Here is an 18,437-nt window from a genome sequence, read left to right on the forward strand (position 1 = left end):
CGACGCCCGGCGACGGCGGGCGGGGTTGCGCCCGGTGGCGGGAGGAGCAGCGGTGCGGACAGCGACGAGACATGCCCGGGGACGGTCCCCGGGCGGCGGGTGGCGCAGCCGCCGGCTGTGGGCGGCCGGCCTGACGGCGGTGCTGGCGGTCACCATGCACCAGAGTCCGGCCCGCGCCGCCGACCCGGTGCCGTTCGACGAGCAGGCGGTGCACGGGGCGCTGTTCGGGGCCGTCGTGCAACTACGCGACGCCGGGGCCGTCGGCCTGAAGGACGCGCTGCTCACCGCTGAGCTACTCGACTGGCGTACCGGCCAGCCGGGTGCCGATGCGACGCAGGTGGCCGGGCACGTGGCCGCCATTCGGGCGGTCGCCGACGCGGCGGTCAGCGACGCGCGGGCCGAGGACCGGTCCCGGTTCGCGGTGGCGATGGCGGTGCTGGCCCGGCTCGGCGAGTCCACCGGCGCGGTGACCACCGGCCCGGCGGTGCGGGCCTTCCTGGCCAGCACGGTCGGCGCGGAAGGCGCGAACGTGGTGCCGGACGCGTTGAACCTGGTCCGGGGCGGCTACCAGGACGCGGCGTGGAACGCCCGCTCCCGGGACCTGGTCCAGGACACCTGGCGGGAGCTGCACCGGCGGGCCGCCACCGACGACGCGCTGGCCACCGGCTGGGACAGCGCCTTCGCGGGACGGACCGGCACCGGGGTGCGTACCCCGGTCGACGGGTTGCTGGCCGCGCGGATCCACGAGCCGCGCGCCGACGGCAACACCGGCACCCTCGGCTACTACGTGCCGCTGTCCGCGATCCGCGACGTCCGCGGTGACCCGACCGCCTTCAAGGCGCTGGTGCAGGAGCGGGCGTACGCGACGCTGAAGGTGCTCGACGCCGACGGCAACAACCGGATCACCGAGGTGGTCGGCTACGCCAACACGTACCCGCTCAACCAGGACCCGAAGCCGAGCCAGGCGGTGGTCGACGCGGAGAAGGCGAAGACCGAGTCGAACCGCAAGATCTTCGAAGGGCTCGGGTCCACCGTCACGGTGCTGTCCACCCTGGTCGGCTTCGTCGACAAGAAGTTCGGCAAGCAGCTGGAGACCATCGGCAAGGCCGTGGTGACCTCGGTGACCGCGATCAACACGTACGTGACGACGGTGCTCGGGCAGGGGCTGACCATGGCCGCGACGGCGATGGGCACGGCGGTGCTGACCGGCAACCTGCTCGGCGCGGCGGTGAGCCTGATCGGCCTGTTCGCCGGGGGCGGTGACCCGAACGCCGCGATCCAGGCGGAGATCGGCAAGCTGCGCCAGCAGATCGACCGGCTCGCCAAGGGCATCGACAAGCGGTTCGACCGGATCGAGTCGGCGCTCAAGGAGATGTACGCCGGGCTGGTCGCCCAGCTCGACGCGCTCACCAAGGGCCTCGACGAGGTACGCGCCAACCTGGGCCGGATCGCCACCCAGTTGCAGACCATCGAACGCAAGGTCGACTCGATGGCGCTCGCCACCCACGTGGCCCTGGAGAACATCGCCAAGAGCCAGCTCAACCAGGTGATCACCACGTACGTGCACCACAAGGAGATCACCGGGCAGCCGATCCCGGACTACCTGGGCACCTACTACCCGAAGGCCGAGTCGCCGACCTTCACCTTCGCCACCGTCAACGCCTCCGACGAGGGCACCTTCACCGCGCCGGCCGGGACCAGCCTCGCCGACCCGGTCAGCGTGCTCGACACCCACCTGCCCGCCGGTTCGATCAACTACCTCGGCCAGTGGGCGCGTAACCGGGTCGGTGGCACCTGGACCGTCGGCCCGGTCGCCAACGCCGCCGCCTGGACCACCGCCGCCCGGGTCTACAACATCCTGCAACTGGAGAACCCGCAGTTCGCCGCCCAGGTGGCCGCCGGGCGGGGCGACGCCGTCGCCGAGACCGGCCGGACCATCAACGAGCGGGTGCGGCAGTTCAGCCAGCCGACCGCCGACGGCGGCACCAACCCGTTGTTCACCGCGCTGATGGCCGACTACCGCACCGCGGTCGCCGGCTGGAACGCCCAGGTGGAGAACGTGCGCAAGGCGGTGGTCTGGAACGGCAGCGACACCCTGCCGGTGCACGACATGTGGGGCAGCCCGGACCAGGAAATCCCGGCCGCGAACCGGATTCCCGAGGCCGAGTCGATCGGCGGGTGCAGCGCGAGCCGGGTCGGCCGGCCGATCCCGTCGACGGTACGCCGCAGCAACCTGCCCAACGCGTTCCACCTGGCCCGCCACGCCATGCCGCCGGGGCACGCCCCGGAGTTCTCCACCTGCTACGACGCGAACTTCGTCAACGTGGAGGAGCACGAGGGGCCCCGGTTCCAGACCACCACCGGCGACCTCCAGATCACCCTGCGGTCGCGGGTGAAGTGGGCCGGCGGGGACTGGCAGGAGGTGCAGACCGCCACCCGCGTGTTCCCCATCGGCACGTTCTGCTCGTGGGACGTCCGGTCCCCGATCCCGCAGGGCTACTGCTACGACGAGAACAAGTACCTCACCGACCGGTGGGCGGGGACGTACAAGCCGGCGTTCGAGTCGGCGGCGATCCCGGTCGTCGCCACCCAGGCGACGTCCGCCCGCAGCAAGGCCGCCGCGATGCTGTCCGGCCGACAGAAGTACTTCTACCGGGTGATGCGGGCCGGCACCGGGCCGAACCCGCCGAGCAGCGACACCTGGGAGGTGTCCCGGGTGCTCTGGCAGAAGGGCAAGGCGGTCGCGGACGCGCTGCGGCTGTTGCAGGCGTACACCGAGCTGGGCTGGGGCACCGCGCTGGAACTCGACGACAGCCTCGCCGGCTTGCTCTTCGGGGGCAACGGGTTGCCCGCCGACTACAGCCGTCCGCGTAGTGACGCCGACCAGTCGGCCCACCAGCACCTGCGCAACGCGATGGCGCAGGCGGTGGCCAACTACGCCGACTGCGTCCAGACGTTCGACTGGAACCCGTGCGACGGGGAGCGGTCGGGCTTCGACCCGCTGCGTGACCAGGGCCAGTACGGTGCCGGCTGCGTCCAGGCCAGCGTGCCGGACAAGCCGCGTGACCCGCTGAGCGCCTGCCTGGCCAGCGCGGCGTTCGTCCGGGTCGGCCAGCTCGGCCAGCGGTACGACCACTGGTCGTCCCGGGTGCGTTCCGGCGGGCACACCGAGGGGCTGCCGGAGGTGACCGCGGCGACCGACATGACCCGGGCGACCACGGTGAGCATGCATCCGGCGGGCTGACCGCCCACGGACGCCCGACCGGGGAGGGTCCCGCCGGGACCGGGACCCTCCCCGGTCGGGACACCGCCGTGGCCCGATCGCCTCCGCGTCCGCGGCCCACAGATCGTCGGCGACCTTCTGACGACGGGTCGCAGTGCCGGCCCGTCGGGTGCGACGTGGTCGGGTGCCGCCGATCGGTCCCGCCGGCCCGGGACATTCGTCCCGGGCCGGCGGGACGACCCCTGGATGACGATGGTTCGACCGTTCACCGACGACCGCCGGTCCACCCGGCGGTGCCACTGTGGACGGTCGACCACCTACGCTGCGGCGGGGCGGGTGCCGGGAGACCCGCCCCGCCGTCCACGCACCGGCATCCAAGGAGTGATCATGACGCTGAGCGCTGGCGACGACCGACGGATCCTGTTGATCGCCACCAACGACACGTTCTGCCACGTCTACCAGAACCTGGCCGACCTGCTGTCGACCGCCGACCTCGGCGAGAAGCTCGCCGGGGCGGTCGAGTTCTTCGACGTCACCGGCCGACGGCTGCACCCGGTCTTCTCCGCCGACTGGCGGCTGGAGGAGTTGCAGGCCGGCACTGGCCCGGCGGAGCCGGAGGCCGTCCGGAACCGGTTGGCCACGGTGGTCGCGCACGTGACGCAGTACGTCCACGACCACCCGGACGTGCTCGTCCGCTCCCGGATCTCGCTGGAGCGGGCGCTGTCCGAGCTGCCCCGCCTCGACGACCCGGACCTGTCCGAGATCATCGGGGCCCTGCCGGAACACCTCGAACACGACTCCGGCAACTGGCTGCACAACGCCATGCACGCCGCCGGTTGGGCCGACTGACCCACCCGATCCCACCACCGACGACCAACCCCCGGAGGGCCTGCCGTGCCGTCGCCGATCGCCGCGCTGTCCCCGTCCCGCCGGGTCCTGGCCGGGGCGGGCCTGGTCGTCGCCGGGCTCGTCCTGGCCGGGCAGTGGTGGTATCCGCAGCCGGCGGCGCTCGGGCCGGCGGCGCTGACCGGCACGATCGCGGTCGCGTTCACCGCGCTCGGCGGGTTGGTGCTCGCCGGGCTGCCCGGTCACCCGGTGGGCCGGCTGATGCTTGCCGCCGGACTCGTCGCCGGGGCGGCGGTGCTGGCGTTGAGCTGGCCCGCTGTCACCCCGCTGGCCTGGCTGGGGCAGTGGCTCTGGTGGCCGCCGTACGGCCTGATCTTCCTGGCCCTGCTGGTCTTCCCGGACGGCCGGCTGCCGGGCCGGGGATTCCGGCCGGTCGCGGTCGGGCTGGTGGTCACCACGGTGGTGGTGGCTGTGGCGCTGGCGGTGGCCGCCACCAGCGACCCCCGGGGCCTGCTGTTGTCCGCCACGACGGCCGCCGACCCGACCGCGCGGCTGCTGGTCCGGGTCGCCCTGCTGACCGTCGCGGTCGAGTTGCTGCTGGTGGCCGCCGTGCTGGTGGGGCTCGCCCGGCGCTGGCGGCGGGCCGTCGGCGAGGCCCGTCAGCAGTTGGCCTGCCTGCTGGCCGCCGGTGCGCTGTTCCTGCTCGGCTTCCTGCTGGACTGGCTCAACCTCTCCGGCGCGTGGGTGCTGATGGTGATCGCGATCCCGGGCGCGATGACCCTGGCGGTGCTGCGTCACCGGCTCTACGGGCTGGAACAGGTGATCAACCGGACCCTGGTCTGGCTGGTGATGAGCCTGCTGGTGATCGCCGCCTTCGTCGGGGTCGTCGCGCTGCTGCGGGACCTCGTGCTGCGCGGGGACACCTCGAACGCGTCCCTGGTGGCCACCGGCCTGATCGCGGTGACCTTCGAGCCGCTGCGGCACCGGGTGCAGCGTGGGGTGAACCGGCTGCTCTACGGCGACCGCGACGAGCCGTACGCGGTGCTGGCCCGCCTCGGTGACCTGCTGGAGCGGACGGTCCAGCCGGAGGCGGTGCTGCCGCTGCTGACCGGCACCATCGCCCGTTCGCTCCAGGTGCCGTACGTGGCGGTGGAACTCGGCGGGGAGCACGCCGACGACGGGCGGCCCGGCCGGGTGCACGCCGCGCACGGCCAGGCCACCACCGCCCTGGAACGCTTCGACATGGTGACCCACGGGGAGTGGGTGGGGCGGCTGGTGGTGGCCCGCCGGGCAGCCGGTACCCGGTTCACCCCGGTCGAGCGGCGGCTGCTCAGTGACGTCGCGATGCACGCCTCGGTGGCCGCCGCGACCGCCCGGCTGATCCGTGACCTGCGGGACTCCCGGGAGCGCCTGGTGACGGCCCGGGAGGAGGAACGCCGTCGGCTGCGTCGGGACCTGCACGACGGCCTCGGTCCGACCTTCGCCGGCATGTCCATGCAGGTACGCGCGGCCCGAAAACTCGCCACCGCCGACCAGGACCGGCTGACCCGCATCCTCGACGGGCTCGCCGACGACCTGCTCACCTGCACCAGCGAGGTACGCCAACTGGTCGACCAGCTCCGTCCGGCCGCCCTGGACCGGGGGTTGGAGTCGGCGCTGCGGGCCGAGTGCCAGCGCTTCGACGGTCCGACGCTGACGGTCCGGCTGAGTGTCGCCGACGCCCTGCACCGGTTGCCGGCCGCTGTCGAGGTGGCGGCGTACCGGATCGTCGGTGAGGCGCTGGCCAACACGGCCCGGCACGCCGGGGCGACCTGCTGCGACGTGGTGGTGCGCCGGGGCCGGGCGCTGGTCGTCGAGGTGTCCGACGACGGCACCGGCATCGTCGCCCGCCGCCCCGGCGGGGTGGGCCTGGACTCGATCCGGGAACGGGCCGCCGAACTGGGCGGCGACTGCGAGTTCGTCGACCGGTCCCCGCACGGCACCCTGGTCCGGGTCCGCCTCCCCCTCCCACCCCCCGCCCCACCCGCCCCCGCCCCCACCCCACCCGCCCCCGCCCCGCCCACCCCCACCCCGCCTGCCCCCGGTGATCAAGAGGTTTGCGTCAGAATTCGCCCGGAGGATGACGCGAACCTCTTGATCACCGCGAGCGGGCCGGATCCGGAGCGGGGCGGGGCGGGTGGGGGTCGGGGGGAGGAAGGCTCGGCGGGAGGGGGAGGGCAGTGACGGGAGACGGGGCTCGTGGCGGGGCGGTGCGGGTGCTGGTCGTGGACGACCACCCGGTGGTCCGCCGTGGCCTGCGCACCATGCTGGAGGGCGAGACCTGGGTCGACGGCGTCGTGGAGGCGGCCACCTGTGCCGAGGCGGTCAGCATCGCGCTGACCGAGCCGGTGGGGGTGGTCGCGATGGACGTGGCGCTGCCCGACGGCGACGGCGTGGAGGCGACCCGCCGGATCGTGCAGGCCCGACCGGAGACCCGGGTGCTGATGGTGACCATGTCCGACGACGAGGACGTGGTCAGCCGGTCGCTGCGGGCCGGTGCCCGGGGTTACGTGCTCAAGGACACCGACCCGGACGTGATCGTCGACGCGCTGCGTACGGTGGCCGGCGGCGGGCTCGTCCTCGGCCCCCGGATCGGCCCACAGGTGCTGACCAGCCTGCGCCGCCAGCCGGTCGAGCTGCCGCCCCCGTTCGACCGGCTCACCCCCCGGGAACGGGACATCCTGCGCCGGCTGGCCGCCGGTGACACCAACGCCCGGATCGCCCGGCACTTCGGGCTGAGCGAGAAGACGGTCCGCAACCAGCTCTCGGCGGTCTTCGCCAAGCTCGGCGTCGCCGACCGGGTCCAGGCCGCCCTGCTGGCCCGGGACGCCGGCCTCACCGGCTGACCTGCCCGGTCCCGGGTGGCCCGCCGGCCTCACCGGCTGACCTGCCCGGTCCCGGGTGGCCCGCCGGCCTCACCGGCTGACCTGCCCGGTCCCGGGTGGCCCGCCGGCCTCACCGGGTGGCCCGCCGGCCTCACCGGGTGACCCGCCAGGTTCCGGCTGACCCGCCGGCCTCACCGGGTGACCCGCCAGGTTCCGGCTGACCCGCCGGCCCCGGCTGGCCTGCCCACCCCGGCGGACCTGCCCACCCCGGCGGACCCGCCAGCCTCGGCGGACCTGCCCGTCCGGCTGCCCCGCCAGCCCCGGCCGACCCGCCCACCCAGGCGGGCCGTCGGCACCGGCACCGGCACCGGCAGCGATGATCAGGCGGGAGAGCATGAGTAGCGGGATGACCTCGGGGAAGGAGGACGGCATGGGGACCGATGCGAAGCACGAGCAACCGGTGGGCAGCCCTGCGGCGGGTGTGGTGCACAGCCTGCGTGAGCGGCAGCAGACCCTGGCCACCGTCGAGTCCCTGACCGGCGGGCTGCTGGCCGCCGCGATCGTGGACGTCGCCGGAGCCAGCGCCGTCTACCGGGGTGGACTGGTGACGTACGCCACGCAGTTGAAGGCGGAGTTGGCCGACGTACCCGAGGAGTTGCTGGCCGAACGCGGGCCGGTCGATCCGGACGTGGCCATCGCCCTGGCCGAGGGGGGTCGGCGGCGCTGCGCCACCGACTGGGGGTTGGCCACCACCGGGGTGGCCGGTCCCGAGCCGCAGGACGGCAGACCGGTCGGCCTGGTCTATGTCGCGGTGGCCGGCCCGGGTGGCCCGGTGGTCCGTCGGCTGGACCTCGACGGGGGGCGGGAGCACATCCGGGCGGCCACGGTGATCGAGGCGTTACGCCTGGTGGCGGCGCGGATCCACCGGGCCTTCCCGGAAGCCGGGCCGGGCCCGCGCACCGGGCCGACGGCCACCGTCCCCCCGGCCGGCGCGGGTCGTCGCTGACCAGCCTTGTCCAGATCCGACAGCCGGGGTGGGATGTCGCCGGGCCCACCAACGGGTACGGTTGCGGGAAGGCTCCGGCGTACGGCGTCGGCGGCGGCGCGGTCCACCGCGTCCGGCGCGGGCGACCATCCGCCCGGAGAGTGAATCCCGTCAGGGGGAGGTGCGATGGTCCTGCTACGCCGGGTGATCGGTGACGCACTTCGGGCGCGCCGCCAGGGTCAGCACCGCACCCTGCGCGAGGTCTCCACCGCCGCCAACGTCAGCCTCGGTTACCTGTCCGAGATCGAGCGCGGCCAGAAGGAACCCTCAAGCGAGCTGCTCGCCGCCATCTGTGACGCGCTCGGTGCCCGCCTGTCCGAGTTGTTGCGCGAGGTGAGCGACACCGTCGCGCTCGCCGAGCAGTTGCCGGGCGTGCTCATGCCGGTGCAGGACGACCCGGCCGCCGCCGGGAGTGTGCGCAAGGCCACCGGCCGGGGCGTGCGTCAGGTGACCACCGACGGCGCGGTCGCCGTCTCGGTCCGCCAGGACTCCCCGCTGAAGGCCACCCTGCGTAGCTCCCGGGTCCGTCCCAGCGACCGTGACGTGGTCTGCGCCGCCTGACCCCCGTCCGGTCCCGTGGCCGGGGTGGCCGACGCCGCGTAGTGTTGATCGCAGGTCGCCGGAGCACTCCCGCAGCCCGAACGACCCTGTTGGCGTCGGGCTGCGACGATGGGGCGCTCCGTGCGGCCCGTCCGGCCCCGGTGTGGCCGGGGCGCAGCGACGCTACTGAGGGGATACCGCGGAGATGGCGAACCCGTTCGTCAAGGGCTGGAAGTACCTGATGGCGCTCTTCGGTGCCAAGATCGACGAGCACGCCGATCCCAAGGTGCAGATCCAGCAGGCCATCGAGGACGCGCAGCGTCAACACCAGGCGCTGGTCCAGCAGGCGGCGGCGGTGATCGGCAACCAGCGGCAGCTGGAGATGAAGCTCTCCCGGCAGATGACCGAGGTCGAGCGGCTCCAGGGCAACGCCCGGCAGGCACTGGTCCTCGCCGACCAGTCCCGGGCCAAGGGCGACGAGGTCGAGGCCGGTCGCTACGAGCAGTCCGCCCAGGTGCTCGCCACCCAGCTGGTCTCGGCCGAGCAGGCCACCGAGGACCTCAAGACCCTGCACGACCAGGCGCTCGGTGCCGCCGCCCAGGCCCGGCGCGCGGTCGAGAACAACTCCATGATCCTCCAGCAGAAGCTCGCCGAACGGACCAAGCTGCTCAGCCAGCTCGAACAGGCCAAGATGCAGGAGAGCGTGGCCCGTTCGCTGGAGTCGATGTCCTCGATGACCGCGCCGACCAACACCCCCTCGCTGGACGAGGTGCGCGACCGCATCGAGCGCCGCTACGCCAACGCGATGGGCCGTGCCGAGCTGGCCGGCAACTCCGTCGAGGGGCGGATGTTGGAGATCCAGAAGTCGACCCTGGACAGCGCCGGTTCTTCCCGGCTGGAGCAGATCCGGGCCAGCATGGCCGGTGACCAGCTCGGTGGCCGGCAGGAGCAGCCGGCGGTGCAGCAGCAGGCCCAGCCGGCCGCCCCGACGGCCGACCCGGCCGCCGCTGCCCGGCTGGACGAGATCCGGGCCAGCATGGGCCGCGACCGCGGCGTGGGGGACACCACCGCCGGCTGAGCGGCCGGCACGAGGAGGTACGGGTGGCCGACGAGCGAACGCGACACTTCCGTCGACTGGGCCGGCTGCGGCGCTCCGCCCGCCGGTGGAGCGTCCTGGCCGGTGGGCTCACCGGCACGGCGGCGGTGCTGACCCCGTACGCCGGACTGGGGTTGCCCGATGCGGCCTGGGCTGGTGCCGCGGGTAGCGCCGTCGCGCTGGCCGCCTGGCGCTGGATCGACCTGCGGGCGTTCGCCGCCCGCCCGGTCCCACCCGCCCTCGACCCGGCCGAGGCCGCCGCCCGGTCCCGGGCCCGACTGGTCGCCGCCGTCGAACGCCTCCCGGTCGGCCCCGGTGTGCTGGCCGAGGCCCGCCGGTTCCGCTCCCGGTTCGCGTTGCGCGGCACCTCCGCCGCCGAGTCCTGGGCGCGGCTGGACCGGGCCGCGCTCGCCCTGGCCGGGATCGCGCCCCGGCTCACCGGCCTGGCGGAGCCGGCGGTGCTGGAGGCGGCAGCCGCCGACCGGTCGCTGCGGGACCTGGCCGACCGGACGGCCGGCGTGGAACGCGCCCTGCGGCTGGCCCCGCCCGAGGCCCGGCCCCGGCTCGCCGAGGCCCACCGGGCCCTGCGGGACCAGTTGGTCGACGGGGTGACCGCCTACGAGGGGCTGGTCGCCGCCGCCGCCGGTTACGTCGCCGAGGACGCCCAACCGGAGGTCGTCGCCGACCCGGCCGCCGCCCGGCTGATGGAGGCGACCGATCTGTTGCACGGCGTCGCCGCCGCCCTGGCCGAACTACGCACCGTCGGCGAACCCCTGCGCACCCCCACCCGCTGAACCGACCACCGGCTGGGCCGGGGCGTCCGCTGGCCGACCACCGGCTGGGCCCGGCTGCCCGCCCGGGCGGGCAGCCGACCGCAGCGTCCGACCGGCTGGGTCGCCCTGCCCACCCGGCCGGTCCCTCGGGTGGCCCGCCGGAGTCGGCGGTCGTTCTCAGCGGGGGGTGTGGACGGACACCGGGCCGGTCCACGGGGAGTTGCCCACCACGGTGAACGAGCGGACCCGGTAGTGGTAGGTGACGCCCCGGGCCAGACCGGTGTTGGTGAAGCTCCGGCCGGTGACGGTGAAGCTGGCCACCTCCCGGGCGAACTGCGGATCCACCGCGCGCTGCACCACGAACCCCGCCCCCGGCCCCGTCGGCAGGCTCGCCGACCAGGTCAACGACACCGTCGCCGTGTCCGGCGCGGGGACGCCGACCGTCGCGGCGACCCTGGTCGGGGTCTCCGGCACCGCCGGGGTGGTCACCGTCGCCACCGTCGACCACGGTGACGCCGCACCGAGGTAGGTGGTCCGGACCCGGTAGTAGTAGGTGGTGTCCGGGGCGACCGCCGGATCGAGGTGCCGGTCGGTCACCGGCACGGCGGTGGTGCCCGGACCGCTGGTGAAGGTCGGGTTGGTGGCCCGCTGCACGTCGAGGCCGGTGGCGAAGGAACGGTTCACCCACCGCAGCGCCACCCGCAGGGGCGCGGCCGGCGGCACCGTCGCGGCCAGTCCGCTCGGGGCGGGCAGGCGTACCGACGCGGGGCTGCTGTTCGACCAGGCCGAGCAGCCGGCGGCGTTCTCGGCCCGGATCCGGTAGTGGTACGTGACCCCCGGGGTGATGGTGGCGTCGGTGTAGCGGGTCGCCGTACCCGCCACGGTGATGGTGGTCAGCCCGGTGCCGAAGGTGGCGTCGGTGGCCCGTTGCAGCAGGTGGCTGGTGGCGGCCGGCCGGCTGCCGTTGCCCGTCCAGGCCAGCGCGATCGCCGGGAGCGCGGTCGCCGAACCGGGCAACGGCGTCGCGGTCAACCCGGTCGGCGCACGGGGCGAGACCCGCAGCACCAGGGGCCGGCTCATGCCCAGGTCCCGCAACCCCGCTGCGGCGCTGGCCCAGCGGAACTCCCACCCCAGGTCCACCGGATGGTTGACCACCGTCGCCGGACGACCGTCGAACGGGCTGACACCGACGGCGTCGAGGCGTACCCCGGTCGGTCGGGTCGGGTCGAGCAGCCGCCGGCTGTCGGCGACCTTGAACGGCAGCGGCGGCACCTCGGGCCGGAGGGCCACCACCAGGTCCTCGGCCGGGTTGATCCGGACGATCTGTTTCCAGCCCAGCTCACCGCCGTCCGGGGCGCGGACCGTGCCGTCGCCGCCGATGCGGTGGACCACCTGCACGTCGCAGCCGTCGAAGCGGACCGGATGGGTCTGCCGGCCGGTGCCGCTGATCCGCCACAGCTGGATGCCGTCGGCGGGTTCGTCCGCGCCGGCCGTCGGGTCGGCCGCGACGAGGATCTCGGTGGCCGGTTCGGTCGGGCCGAGCGGGAGGGTCACCGGGCCGAGCGGGCTGGCTTTCGGGTGGGGCACCCCGAGCCGGCCGGCGCGTCGGCCGTACTCCGACTCGAAGACCGTCCCGACGGTCTTCATCTGGATCGGCAGGGTGACCGCTGCGGCGGCGCCGGGTGGGGTGAAGGTGGCCGAGGTGGCGTGTGCGGGGGCGACGACCCCTGGGGTCGTGGTGGTGCCGAACGCCCGGTCGTACTCCCGTTGCGGCACGATCGGGGGGCGCTGGCTGGCCGCGTACGCGGCGGGCAGCCGGGCGGCGAGCCGGTCCAGGTCGTACCGGCGGGTCGGGGTGCCGGTCACCCGGAACTGGAGCACGGTACGGGTGTTCGGGCCGTACCCGGGCAGGGTGGTGGGGCCGCCGCCCTCGGCGCGGTGGTCCCCGGCGGCGGTGTGCCGGTCGTAGCGGGGGTCGGCGTCGGGTAGCGGGGCCGGGCAGTCGTTGTAGAGCAGCACCGTCGCCCCGGGCGGCAGGGTGGAGAAGTCGACCAGCACGTCGGCCCGTTCACCGGGGGCGAGCAGCAGCGCGGCCGAGTCCACGTTGAGCACCGTCGGGTCGCGGCGGTCGTAGCGGTAGCCGACCGGGCGGTTGGGCACCACCACCGGGGCGGGGAGCAGCCCGCACTCGTTGCCGATCTGGATCATCGGTGGGCCGGCGGCAGCCGGGTCGGGCACCCCGCCGTCGCGGCCGTCGGTGGGCCAGTCCGCCGGCCGGCCGGGGGTACGCACGGCGTCCACCATCGGCACCTCACCGGCGTCGGCGTCGGCCAGGCTCCCGTCGGCCCGCCACATCGGCCCGTCGGAGCGGGCCCGGTAGAGCTGGAGGTTGAGGGCCCGGTCGGCGCAGCCGTTGACGATCCGGAACCGGTACGCCGTCGGCCGTACCCGCAGGTAGGGGTAGGCGACGCCGTTGACCAGCATGGTGTCCCCGTAGGCCGCGGGCACGGCGCTGGGGTGCGGCACCCCGGGGGCCTGCGGGGGTTCCTGCGGGGCGGCCACCGGATCGTGGTGCGGGTTGTCCACCGGGCCGACCCGGGGCGCGTCCCGGTCGTCGGCGCCGGGCAGCCACGGGCCGTAGTCCCAGCGCCCGGTGGGGTTGCGCCCGCAGTCCCGGTACGGGTCCTGCCGGGGCTGGTAGACGTGCGGGTGCCACAGGTTACCCCGGGTACCCCAGCGGTCCCGGTCCCAGGTGGGGTCCTCGGCGGCGAGCTGGGCGTCGTCGGGGACGAAGGTGCGGTCCTGGATCACCAGGGGGAGCTGGTCGGCGGGGAGCACCCCGTCGGCGACCAGCTCGTCCTCGACCGGGTCGGTGAGCAGATAGAGGGCGAACTGGCCGGACAGGACGGTCAACCGGGACAACCCGAGGGTGTTGTCCTGCAGGCACATCAGCCGGCCGCTCTGCGCGTTCGGGTAGTAGAGCGTGGTGGCCCCCGCCCCGGGGGGCGGCATGTCCGGCACGTGGGTCAGGCCCGGCCCGGTCGGGTACGGGGTGATCTCCCCGGCCGGGGTCACCCACTGCCACGGGTTGCCGGCGCTGATCCAGCCGGTGTGCGCGCCGGACAACTGCAACACGGCCCGGTTCTGCGGGTAGGGCGCCGGCCCCTCCAGCGGCCCCGCCCCGGCCCCCGGGAGGCTGGTGTCCACCGGCAGGAACAGGTCCCCGGCCGGGCCGGTGGGGAGTTGGTTGATGAACTTGATCCGTACCGGGCGGTCCCGCCGCGCCATGATCAACGGCCCGAGGTGGTAGGGCCGCTCCGGCGGGGCGACGGTGTTGTGCCCGTCCGGGTCGGTGCCCAGGTTGAGCTGCCGGTAGCCGCGCAGCCGGGTGGTGGGCAGGTCCCGGTGCAACCGTTGGGTGTACTCGGACAGCCCGATCTCGTAGTAGTCGCAGCCCGGCCAGCTGACCGTGTCCGGGGTGGCGACGGGCAGGTGACCACCCAGCTCGGTGCGTCCGGCGGGGCCGGGCACCGGGAGTGCGTCGACGAACTTGCGCAGCCCGGTGCCGGTGACCGCCCGGCCCTGCGGGTCGGGTACCGGCAGCGGGCTGCCGGCGAAGTTCGGCACCGGCCCGAAGCAGTGCGGCACGGCGGCCGGGTCGAGGCTCGCCGGGGTGGGACCGGCTGCGCCGGTGCGGGCCGCCGGCACGGTGGGCCGGTCGGTGTGGACGACCCGGGTCGTCCAGTGTGGTCGCAGTCTGCGAAACAGGGCCATGGCTCTCCCCGGGCACGGGGACCCGCCGCCCCACACCCCGGCGTGGTGGGCGGTCGCGTCCGGTGGTTACGAACGGTGAGCACTCCACCGCAGCATGCGACGTCGGCGGCCGGATAGGAATTACCCATTCGTCCGTGTCTGCGGGTCGTCCCGCCAGGCGGGAGGTGACCCGGCGTCGGTCGCGCCCGCTCAGCCGGCCGCCGGGGTCGGTGCGGGTGGCGGCTGGCAGGTCGGGCACCAGTAGGTGACCCGTTCGCCCAGCTCCTCCTTGGCGATGGCGGTGCCGCAGCGGCGGCACGGCTGGGCCCGCCGGCCATAGACGTAGCTGGTCTGCCCCCGGCGCAGCGAGCCGGTGGTGCTCTGGGTCCACCGGCCCCGGTTGGCGGCGAGCAACCGCTGGGCCAGGGTCACCGTGCCGGCCAGGTCGGGCACCGCGCCGACCGGCGTCCAGGGGGAGATCCCGCGCAGGAACAGCAGCTCACACTTGTAGAGGTTGCCCACCCCGGCCAGGTTGCGTTGGTCCAGCAGCGCCTCCCCGATGGTCACCTCCGGCGCGGCGGCGAGCCGACGGGCCGCCTCGGCCGGGTCCCAGTCGTCGCCGAGCAGATCGGGGCCGAGGTGCCCGAGCAGGCGCTCCTCGTCGGCGGTGGGCAGCAGGGCCAGCTCGTGCAGGTGGTAACCGACCGCTACCGCCTTCGGGCTGTGCAGCACCACCCGGATCAGGTGCGCAGGCCGGCCCGTCCACCGTTCCCCCGGGGCGTACGCCCGCCAGGCGCCGTCCATCCGCAGGTGGGAGTGGAGCGTCCAGGCGGTGGTCGGGGCCGCCTGTGGGGGTGCGGTCAGCCGGAGCAGCAGGTGTTTGCCCCGGCTGGCCGACTCGCGCACCGTCCAGCCGGACAGGTTGGTGGTGGCGAGCGTCGGCACCCGGAAGTCGCTGCTGGTGAGCCGGGTGTCGGCGAGCGCCCGGTGCAGGACGCGGGCGGTGTTCCAGACGGTGTCTCCTTCGGGCACCCCAGCATTCTCCCTCGTCCGAGCAGAATTCGCATGTATCGCTATTTGTAGCGTGCTTCCTATCGATCTACGAAAAAATGCACTATTGGAGAGTTCTGAGGAGAATATTATGGCTTTCGGCCCTCGTGGTGCCTCATCGTCCCTGTTGGTCGGTCTGCTGACCGTGACCCTGGTCGGCGCGCTCGCCCCGGCCACCGCGTACGCCGCACCACACGTCCCCGGCCGCTCCGCGCCTGACCGGTCGGGTCTGGACCGGTCCGCGCCCGATCCGTCGCGGTCCGGGCGGCAGAGCGGCACGACGACCACCGGTGAGCGATGGTCCGTCGACCTCGCCGTCGTCGGCGGCGACGACGTGAACGTCCGGTTCGGTGCCGGCCGGCTGCGCCTGGCCGACCCCCGCCCGAGCCGACACAACCGGCCCGCCGCCCTCGGTGCGCCGGTCGCCGAGGGGGTGCTGCTCGCCCCCGCGTATACCCTCGCCGGCCCGGCCAACCGGGTCCACGCCGCGCTCACCGCCGAGGCCCCCACCGGCACCGCCGTCGGTGTCCAGGTGCGCGGCTGGCAGCCCACCGGCTGGACCGAGTGGCGGGAGGCCGGCACCGCCCCCGCCACCTTCGACCGGCCGGTCAGTCGGGTCCAGGCCCGGGTGCTGCTCACCACCCGCGACGCGAAGGCCGCCGCCTCGGTACGCGCGGTCCAGCTCACCGCCGACACCGCCGCCGTCCAGAAACCCGCCCCCACCGCCGTACGCAGCTACCGGGTCTTCGCCACCCGGGAGGGCGAGGTCGGCGGGGTGACCGCCAACGGTCGCACCATCCAACCCCGGGACCACTTCGTCGCCCTGCCGTCCCGGCGCGGGCTCTCCCCGCTCGACACCGGCGACTACACCGTGCGGGTCTGCACCACCAGCGGCAGCCGCTGCGAGTACGCGCCGGTGTGGGACGTCGGCCCGTGGAACACCCGGGACGACTACTGGAACCCCGCCGCCGTCCGGGAGAACTGGAAGGACCTGCCGCAGGGCCGCCCCGAGGCACAGGCCGCCTACCAGTACGGCTACCACGGCGGCAAGGACCAGTTCGGCCGTACCGTGCTCAACCCGGCCGGCATCGACCTCGCCGACGGCACCTTCTGGGACGGCCTGCTGCTCACCGACAACGCCTGGGTGGACGTCACCTACCTGTGGACCGGCTCCGGCCCGCGCGGCGTGATCGGCTCCGGGCCGCTGAACGTCCGTACCGGCCCCGGCACCTCGTACCCGACCCGGGGGCTGGCCGCCACGCACGCCAACGTGCCGATCCAGTGCTACGTCAAGGGGCAGACGGTCGCCGGGACGTACCGGACCACCAACCGGTGGAACCGGCTGGCCGGCGGTCAGTACGTCAGCCACGCCTACGTGTCCACCGTGTACGGCGGCACCGTGTCACCCTGCTGACCGGTGCACCGCTGACGGGACCCTCCCCGACCCGGCGGGTCAGGGGGCGGGTCGGCTCAGGGCCGCTCGTCCGGGCGGGGCGGGCGGACCATGTCCTGGTAACGGGGGTGACTCGCGCCGTACACCGCGAAGTTCAGCCGGGCGTGGGTGAGACTCAGCTCACCGTTCGCCCCGCCCCGCACCACGTCGGCATCGGCGTCACCCTGGCCGTCATCGGTCCAGAAACAGACCGGACAGGTGCCCCCACCCGTCCGGGACGCACAACAGGGACAGCCCACCGGAACCCACACTTCACCCACCGCAGCAGCATTCCACACCGGACGTCGGCCAGGGAGCGCAGCTCACCCCCTGATACGCCCCCGCACCGTGACCGTGGCACCCGGGGCCACCCCGAGCAGGTCCACCGCCCGACCCCCGTTGCGGGCCACCGCCACCAGGCCGGCGGAGTCGACGAGCACGACCAGCGAACCGGGTGCCACGTCCCCGAACGTCCGCCCCCGGACCGCCGGTCGACCGTCGACCTGCACCGCTGCGGGCAACGACGCCAGCAGGTCCGCCCCGGCGGCGAGCTGCACGTTGCCGAAGTGGTCCACGCTGAGCACCTCGGCGGTGAACCCGTCGGCCTCCCGGCGCAGCACCGGCGGGGGCAGGATCACCAGGGACGCCGGGTCGACCTGCGGCCCGGCGTCGGCCGGCGGGTCACCGAGAGCCAACCGGGCCGCCACCGGGGCGAAGACGTCCCGGCCGTGGAAGGTGTCCGACACCTCCGCCGCCAGCCACCCCGGCGCGGTCAACTCCACCGCCGAGGTGATCCCACCCAACGCCTGCGCCGCCGCCGGCAGCACCCCGTTGTCCGGCCCGACCAGCAACCCGCCCGGTGTGGCCAGGGCCACCGCCCGCCGGGACGTCCCGACCCCCGGGTCCACCACCGCCACGTGCACCCCGTACGGCAGGTGCGGCACGGCCTGGGCGAGCACCGCGGCACCCCGCCGGACGTCCCCCGGCGGCACCAGGTGGGTCACGTCGATCACCCGGGCGGTCGGGGCGATCCGGCCGATCACCCCGTGGCAGACGGCCACGAACCCGTCGGTGAGCCCGTAGTCGGTGGTCAGTGAGATCCAGGGGGACGGGGCCATGCCCGGCAGGCTAGTGCGGCGGGCCGACTATCACTGACCGGACACCCCGATCGGCCGACCGGCCGGTGCCGTCCCCGCAGCGGGTTCGGCAGACTGCCGGGGTGACGAAACGCCTTCGTATCCTGTCCACGACCGCCACCGTCCTCGTCGCCCTGGCCCTGGCCGGCTGCGGCGACGACCCCGCCGACGAGCGGGACGGCGGGGCGTGGGCCGACGGCCGGTCGAAAGCCCCGGCCACCACCGAGGCCGCCCCGGCGGATGGACCGCCGAAGACCGCGAAGCCGGGCACCACCCCCCGGGAGAGCCCCTCCACCCCGCCGTTCGTGCTGCCGACGAAGAAGACCAGCGCCCCTGCCGCCCGCAAGGTGGTCGACGCGTTCACGGCCGCCGGCCTGAAGGCGCCCGACCCGCGCGACCGGTCCAAGGACTGCGGACCCAACGGTGCGGGGGTCGGCTGCGCCCAGCTGCTCGTCACCGACGCCGTCTCCGTCTACGTCTTCCCCGACGAGGCGAGCGCCACCAACCAGACCGACGTGTGGGGGACCAAGGCGTACCGGTCGGGTGCGGTGGTGCTCAACTACCTGGGCACCCGGACCAGCGCCGCCGAGCAGAAGCGCTACAACGACGTACTGGCCAAACTCGGCTGACTGCCGCAGCCCGGGCCGGTCGACGCCGGTGGGGTCACCCCGACCGGTGT

14 protein-coding genes are annotated in these 18,437 nt (G+C 74.4%); 10 read left to right on the forward strand and 4 right to left on the reverse strand.

Annotation, left to right across the window (positions count from 1 at the left end; genetic code table 11):
* Positions 1-52: 52 nt before the first annotated feature.
* From ACQP2H_RS07680 to pspM, 8 genes are all read left to right on the forward strand, one after another.
* A complete protein-coding gene (locus ACQP2H_RS07680) occupies positions 53-3,244 on the forward strand; it encodes a hypothetical protein (RefSeq protein WP_219468523.1) in 3,192 nt (1,063 codons plus the stop codon).
* 366 nt (positions 3,245-3,610) lie between these two features.
* Positions 3,611-4,072, forward strand: a complete 462-nt coding sequence (locus ACQP2H_RS07685; protein WP_219468526.1) for a hypothetical protein — start codon at positions 3,611-3,613, stop codon at positions 4,070-4,072.
* Positions 4,073-4,117: 45 nt separating this feature from the next.
* Positions 4,118-6,292, forward strand: a complete 2,175-nt coding sequence (locus tag ACQP2H_RS07690; RefSeq protein ID WP_433231822.1) for a GAF domain-containing sensor histidine kinase — start codon at positions 4,118-4,120, stop codon at positions 6,290-6,292.
* Positions 6,289-6,954 (forward strand): response regulator, encoded by a 666-nt coding sequence (locus tag ACQP2H_RS07695; protein WP_219468528.1) that lies wholly within the window; start codon positions 6,289-6,291, stop codon positions 6,952-6,954. Before ACQP2H_RS07690 ends, ACQP2H_RS07695 begins: the two co-directional genes overlap by 4 nt.
* A 409-nt stretch (positions 6,955-7,363) precedes the next feature.
* Entirely contained in the window at positions 7,364-7,939 is a 576-nt protein-coding gene (locus ACQP2H_RS07700) for a CinA family protein (RefSeq protein ID WP_219468530.1), read from the forward strand.
* 165 nt (positions 7,940-8,104) lie between these two features.
* Complete coding sequence (locus ACQP2H_RS07705) at positions 8,105-8,539, forward strand: helix-turn-helix domain-containing protein (RefSeq protein WP_208569339.1); 435 nt, start codon at positions 8,105-8,107, stop codon at positions 8,537-8,539.
* A 184-nt stretch (positions 8,540-8,723) separates the two neighbouring features.
* Entirely contained in the window at positions 8,724-9,596 is an 873-nt protein-coding gene (locus ACQP2H_RS07710; RefSeq protein WP_208569340.1) for a PspA/IM30 family protein, read from the forward strand.
* Positions 9,597-9,619: 23 nt separating this feature from the next.
* Complete coding sequence (pspM, locus tag ACQP2H_RS07715; RefSeq protein WP_219468538.1) at positions 9,620-10,408, forward strand: phage shock envelope stress response protein PspM; 789 nt, start codon at positions 9,620-9,622, stop codon at positions 10,406-10,408.
* Between the two features lie 156 nt (positions 10,409-10,564).
* Here pspM and ACQP2H_RS07720 read toward each other — a convergent pair whose 3' ends face one another.
* Both ACQP2H_RS07720 and ACQP2H_RS07725 read right to left on the reverse strand, forming a co-directional pair.
* Positions 10,565-14,161: a hypothetical protein gene (locus tag ACQP2H_RS07720; protein WP_363823485.1), complete on the reverse strand. Its 3,597-nt coding sequence runs from the start codon at positions 14,159-14,161 to the stop codon at positions 10,565-10,567.
* A gap of 189 nt (positions 14,162-14,350) precedes the next feature.
* The gene (locus ACQP2H_RS07725; protein WP_219468545.1) at positions 14,351-15,172 is read right to left on the reverse strand and encodes a zinc finger domain-containing protein; all 822 of its coding nucleotides are present in this window, start codon (positions 15,170-15,172) and stop codon (positions 14,351-14,353) included.
* A gap of 109 nt (positions 15,173-15,281) precedes the next feature.
* Here ACQP2H_RS07725 and ACQP2H_RS07730 point away from each other — a divergent pair, with 109 nt between their 5' ends.
* A complete protein-coding gene (locus ACQP2H_RS07730) occupies positions 15,282-16,604 on the forward strand; it encodes a hypothetical protein (protein WP_433231829.1) in 1,323 nt (440 codons plus the stop codon).
* Between the two features lie 56 nt (positions 16,605-16,660).
* Here the strand turns inward: ACQP2H_RS07730 and ACQP2H_RS07735 are convergent, their stop codons facing one another.
* Positions 16,661-16,921, reverse strand: coding sequence for a CPCC family cysteine-rich protein (locus ACQP2H_RS07735; RefSeq protein ID WP_307799628.1), 261 nt, complete (start codon positions 16,919-16,921; stop codon positions 16,661-16,663).
* A 24-nt stretch (positions 16,922-16,945) separates the two neighbouring features.
* On the reverse strand, positions 16,946-17,740 hold the full coding sequence (locus tag ACQP2H_RS07740; protein ID WP_433231832.1) for an SAM hydrolase/SAM-dependent halogenase family protein: 795 nt from the start codon (positions 17,738-17,740) through the stop codon (positions 16,946-16,948).
* Between the two features lie 101 nt (positions 17,741-17,841).
* Here ACQP2H_RS07740 and ACQP2H_RS07745 point away from each other — a divergent pair, with 101 nt between their 5' ends.
* On the forward strand, positions 17,842-18,387 hold the full coding sequence (locus tag ACQP2H_RS07745) for a hypothetical protein (RefSeq protein WP_208569345.1): 546 nt from the start codon (positions 17,842-17,844) through the stop codon (positions 18,385-18,387).
* The last annotated feature ends 50 nt before the right edge of the window (positions 18,388-18,437 follow it).

Origin of the sequence: Micromonospora sp. CA-248260, from assembly GCF_050942205.1 — a bacterium.
GTDB lineage: Bacteria > Actinomycetota > Actinomycetes > Mycobacteriales > Micromonosporaceae > Micromonospora > Micromonospora antibiotica.

Excerpts from the sequence above, each read along its gene's own strand:
- ACQP2H_RS07685 (WP_219468526.1), top strand. The coding sequence starts at position 3,611 with ATGACGCTGAGCGCTGGCGACGACCGACGGATCCTGTTGATCGCCACC.
- ACQP2H_RS07700 (WP_219468530.1), top strand. The coding sequence starts at position 7,364 with ATGGGGACCGATGCGAAGCACGAGCAACCGGTGGGCAGCCCTGCGGCG.
- ACQP2H_RS07705 (WP_208569339.1), top strand. The coding sequence starts at position 8,105 with ATGGTCCTGCTACGCCGGGTGATCGGTGACGCACTTCGGGCGCGCCGC.
- ACQP2H_RS07710 (WP_208569340.1), top strand. The coding sequence starts at position 8,724 with ATGGCGAACCCGTTCGTCAAGGGCTGGAAGTACCTGATGGCGCTCTTC.
- ACQP2H_RS07720 (WP_363823485.1), bottom strand. The coding sequence starts at position 14,161 with ATGGCCCTGTTTCGCAGACTGCGACCACACTGGACGACCCGGGTCGTC.
- ACQP2H_RS07730 (WP_433231829.1), top strand. The coding sequence starts at position 15,282 with ATGGCTTTCGGCCCTCGTGGTGCCTCATCGTCCCTGTTGGTCGGTCTG.
- ACQP2H_RS07740 (WP_433231832.1), bottom strand. The coding sequence starts at position 17,740 with ATGGCCCCGTCCCCCTGGATCTCACTGACCACCGACTACGGGCTCACC.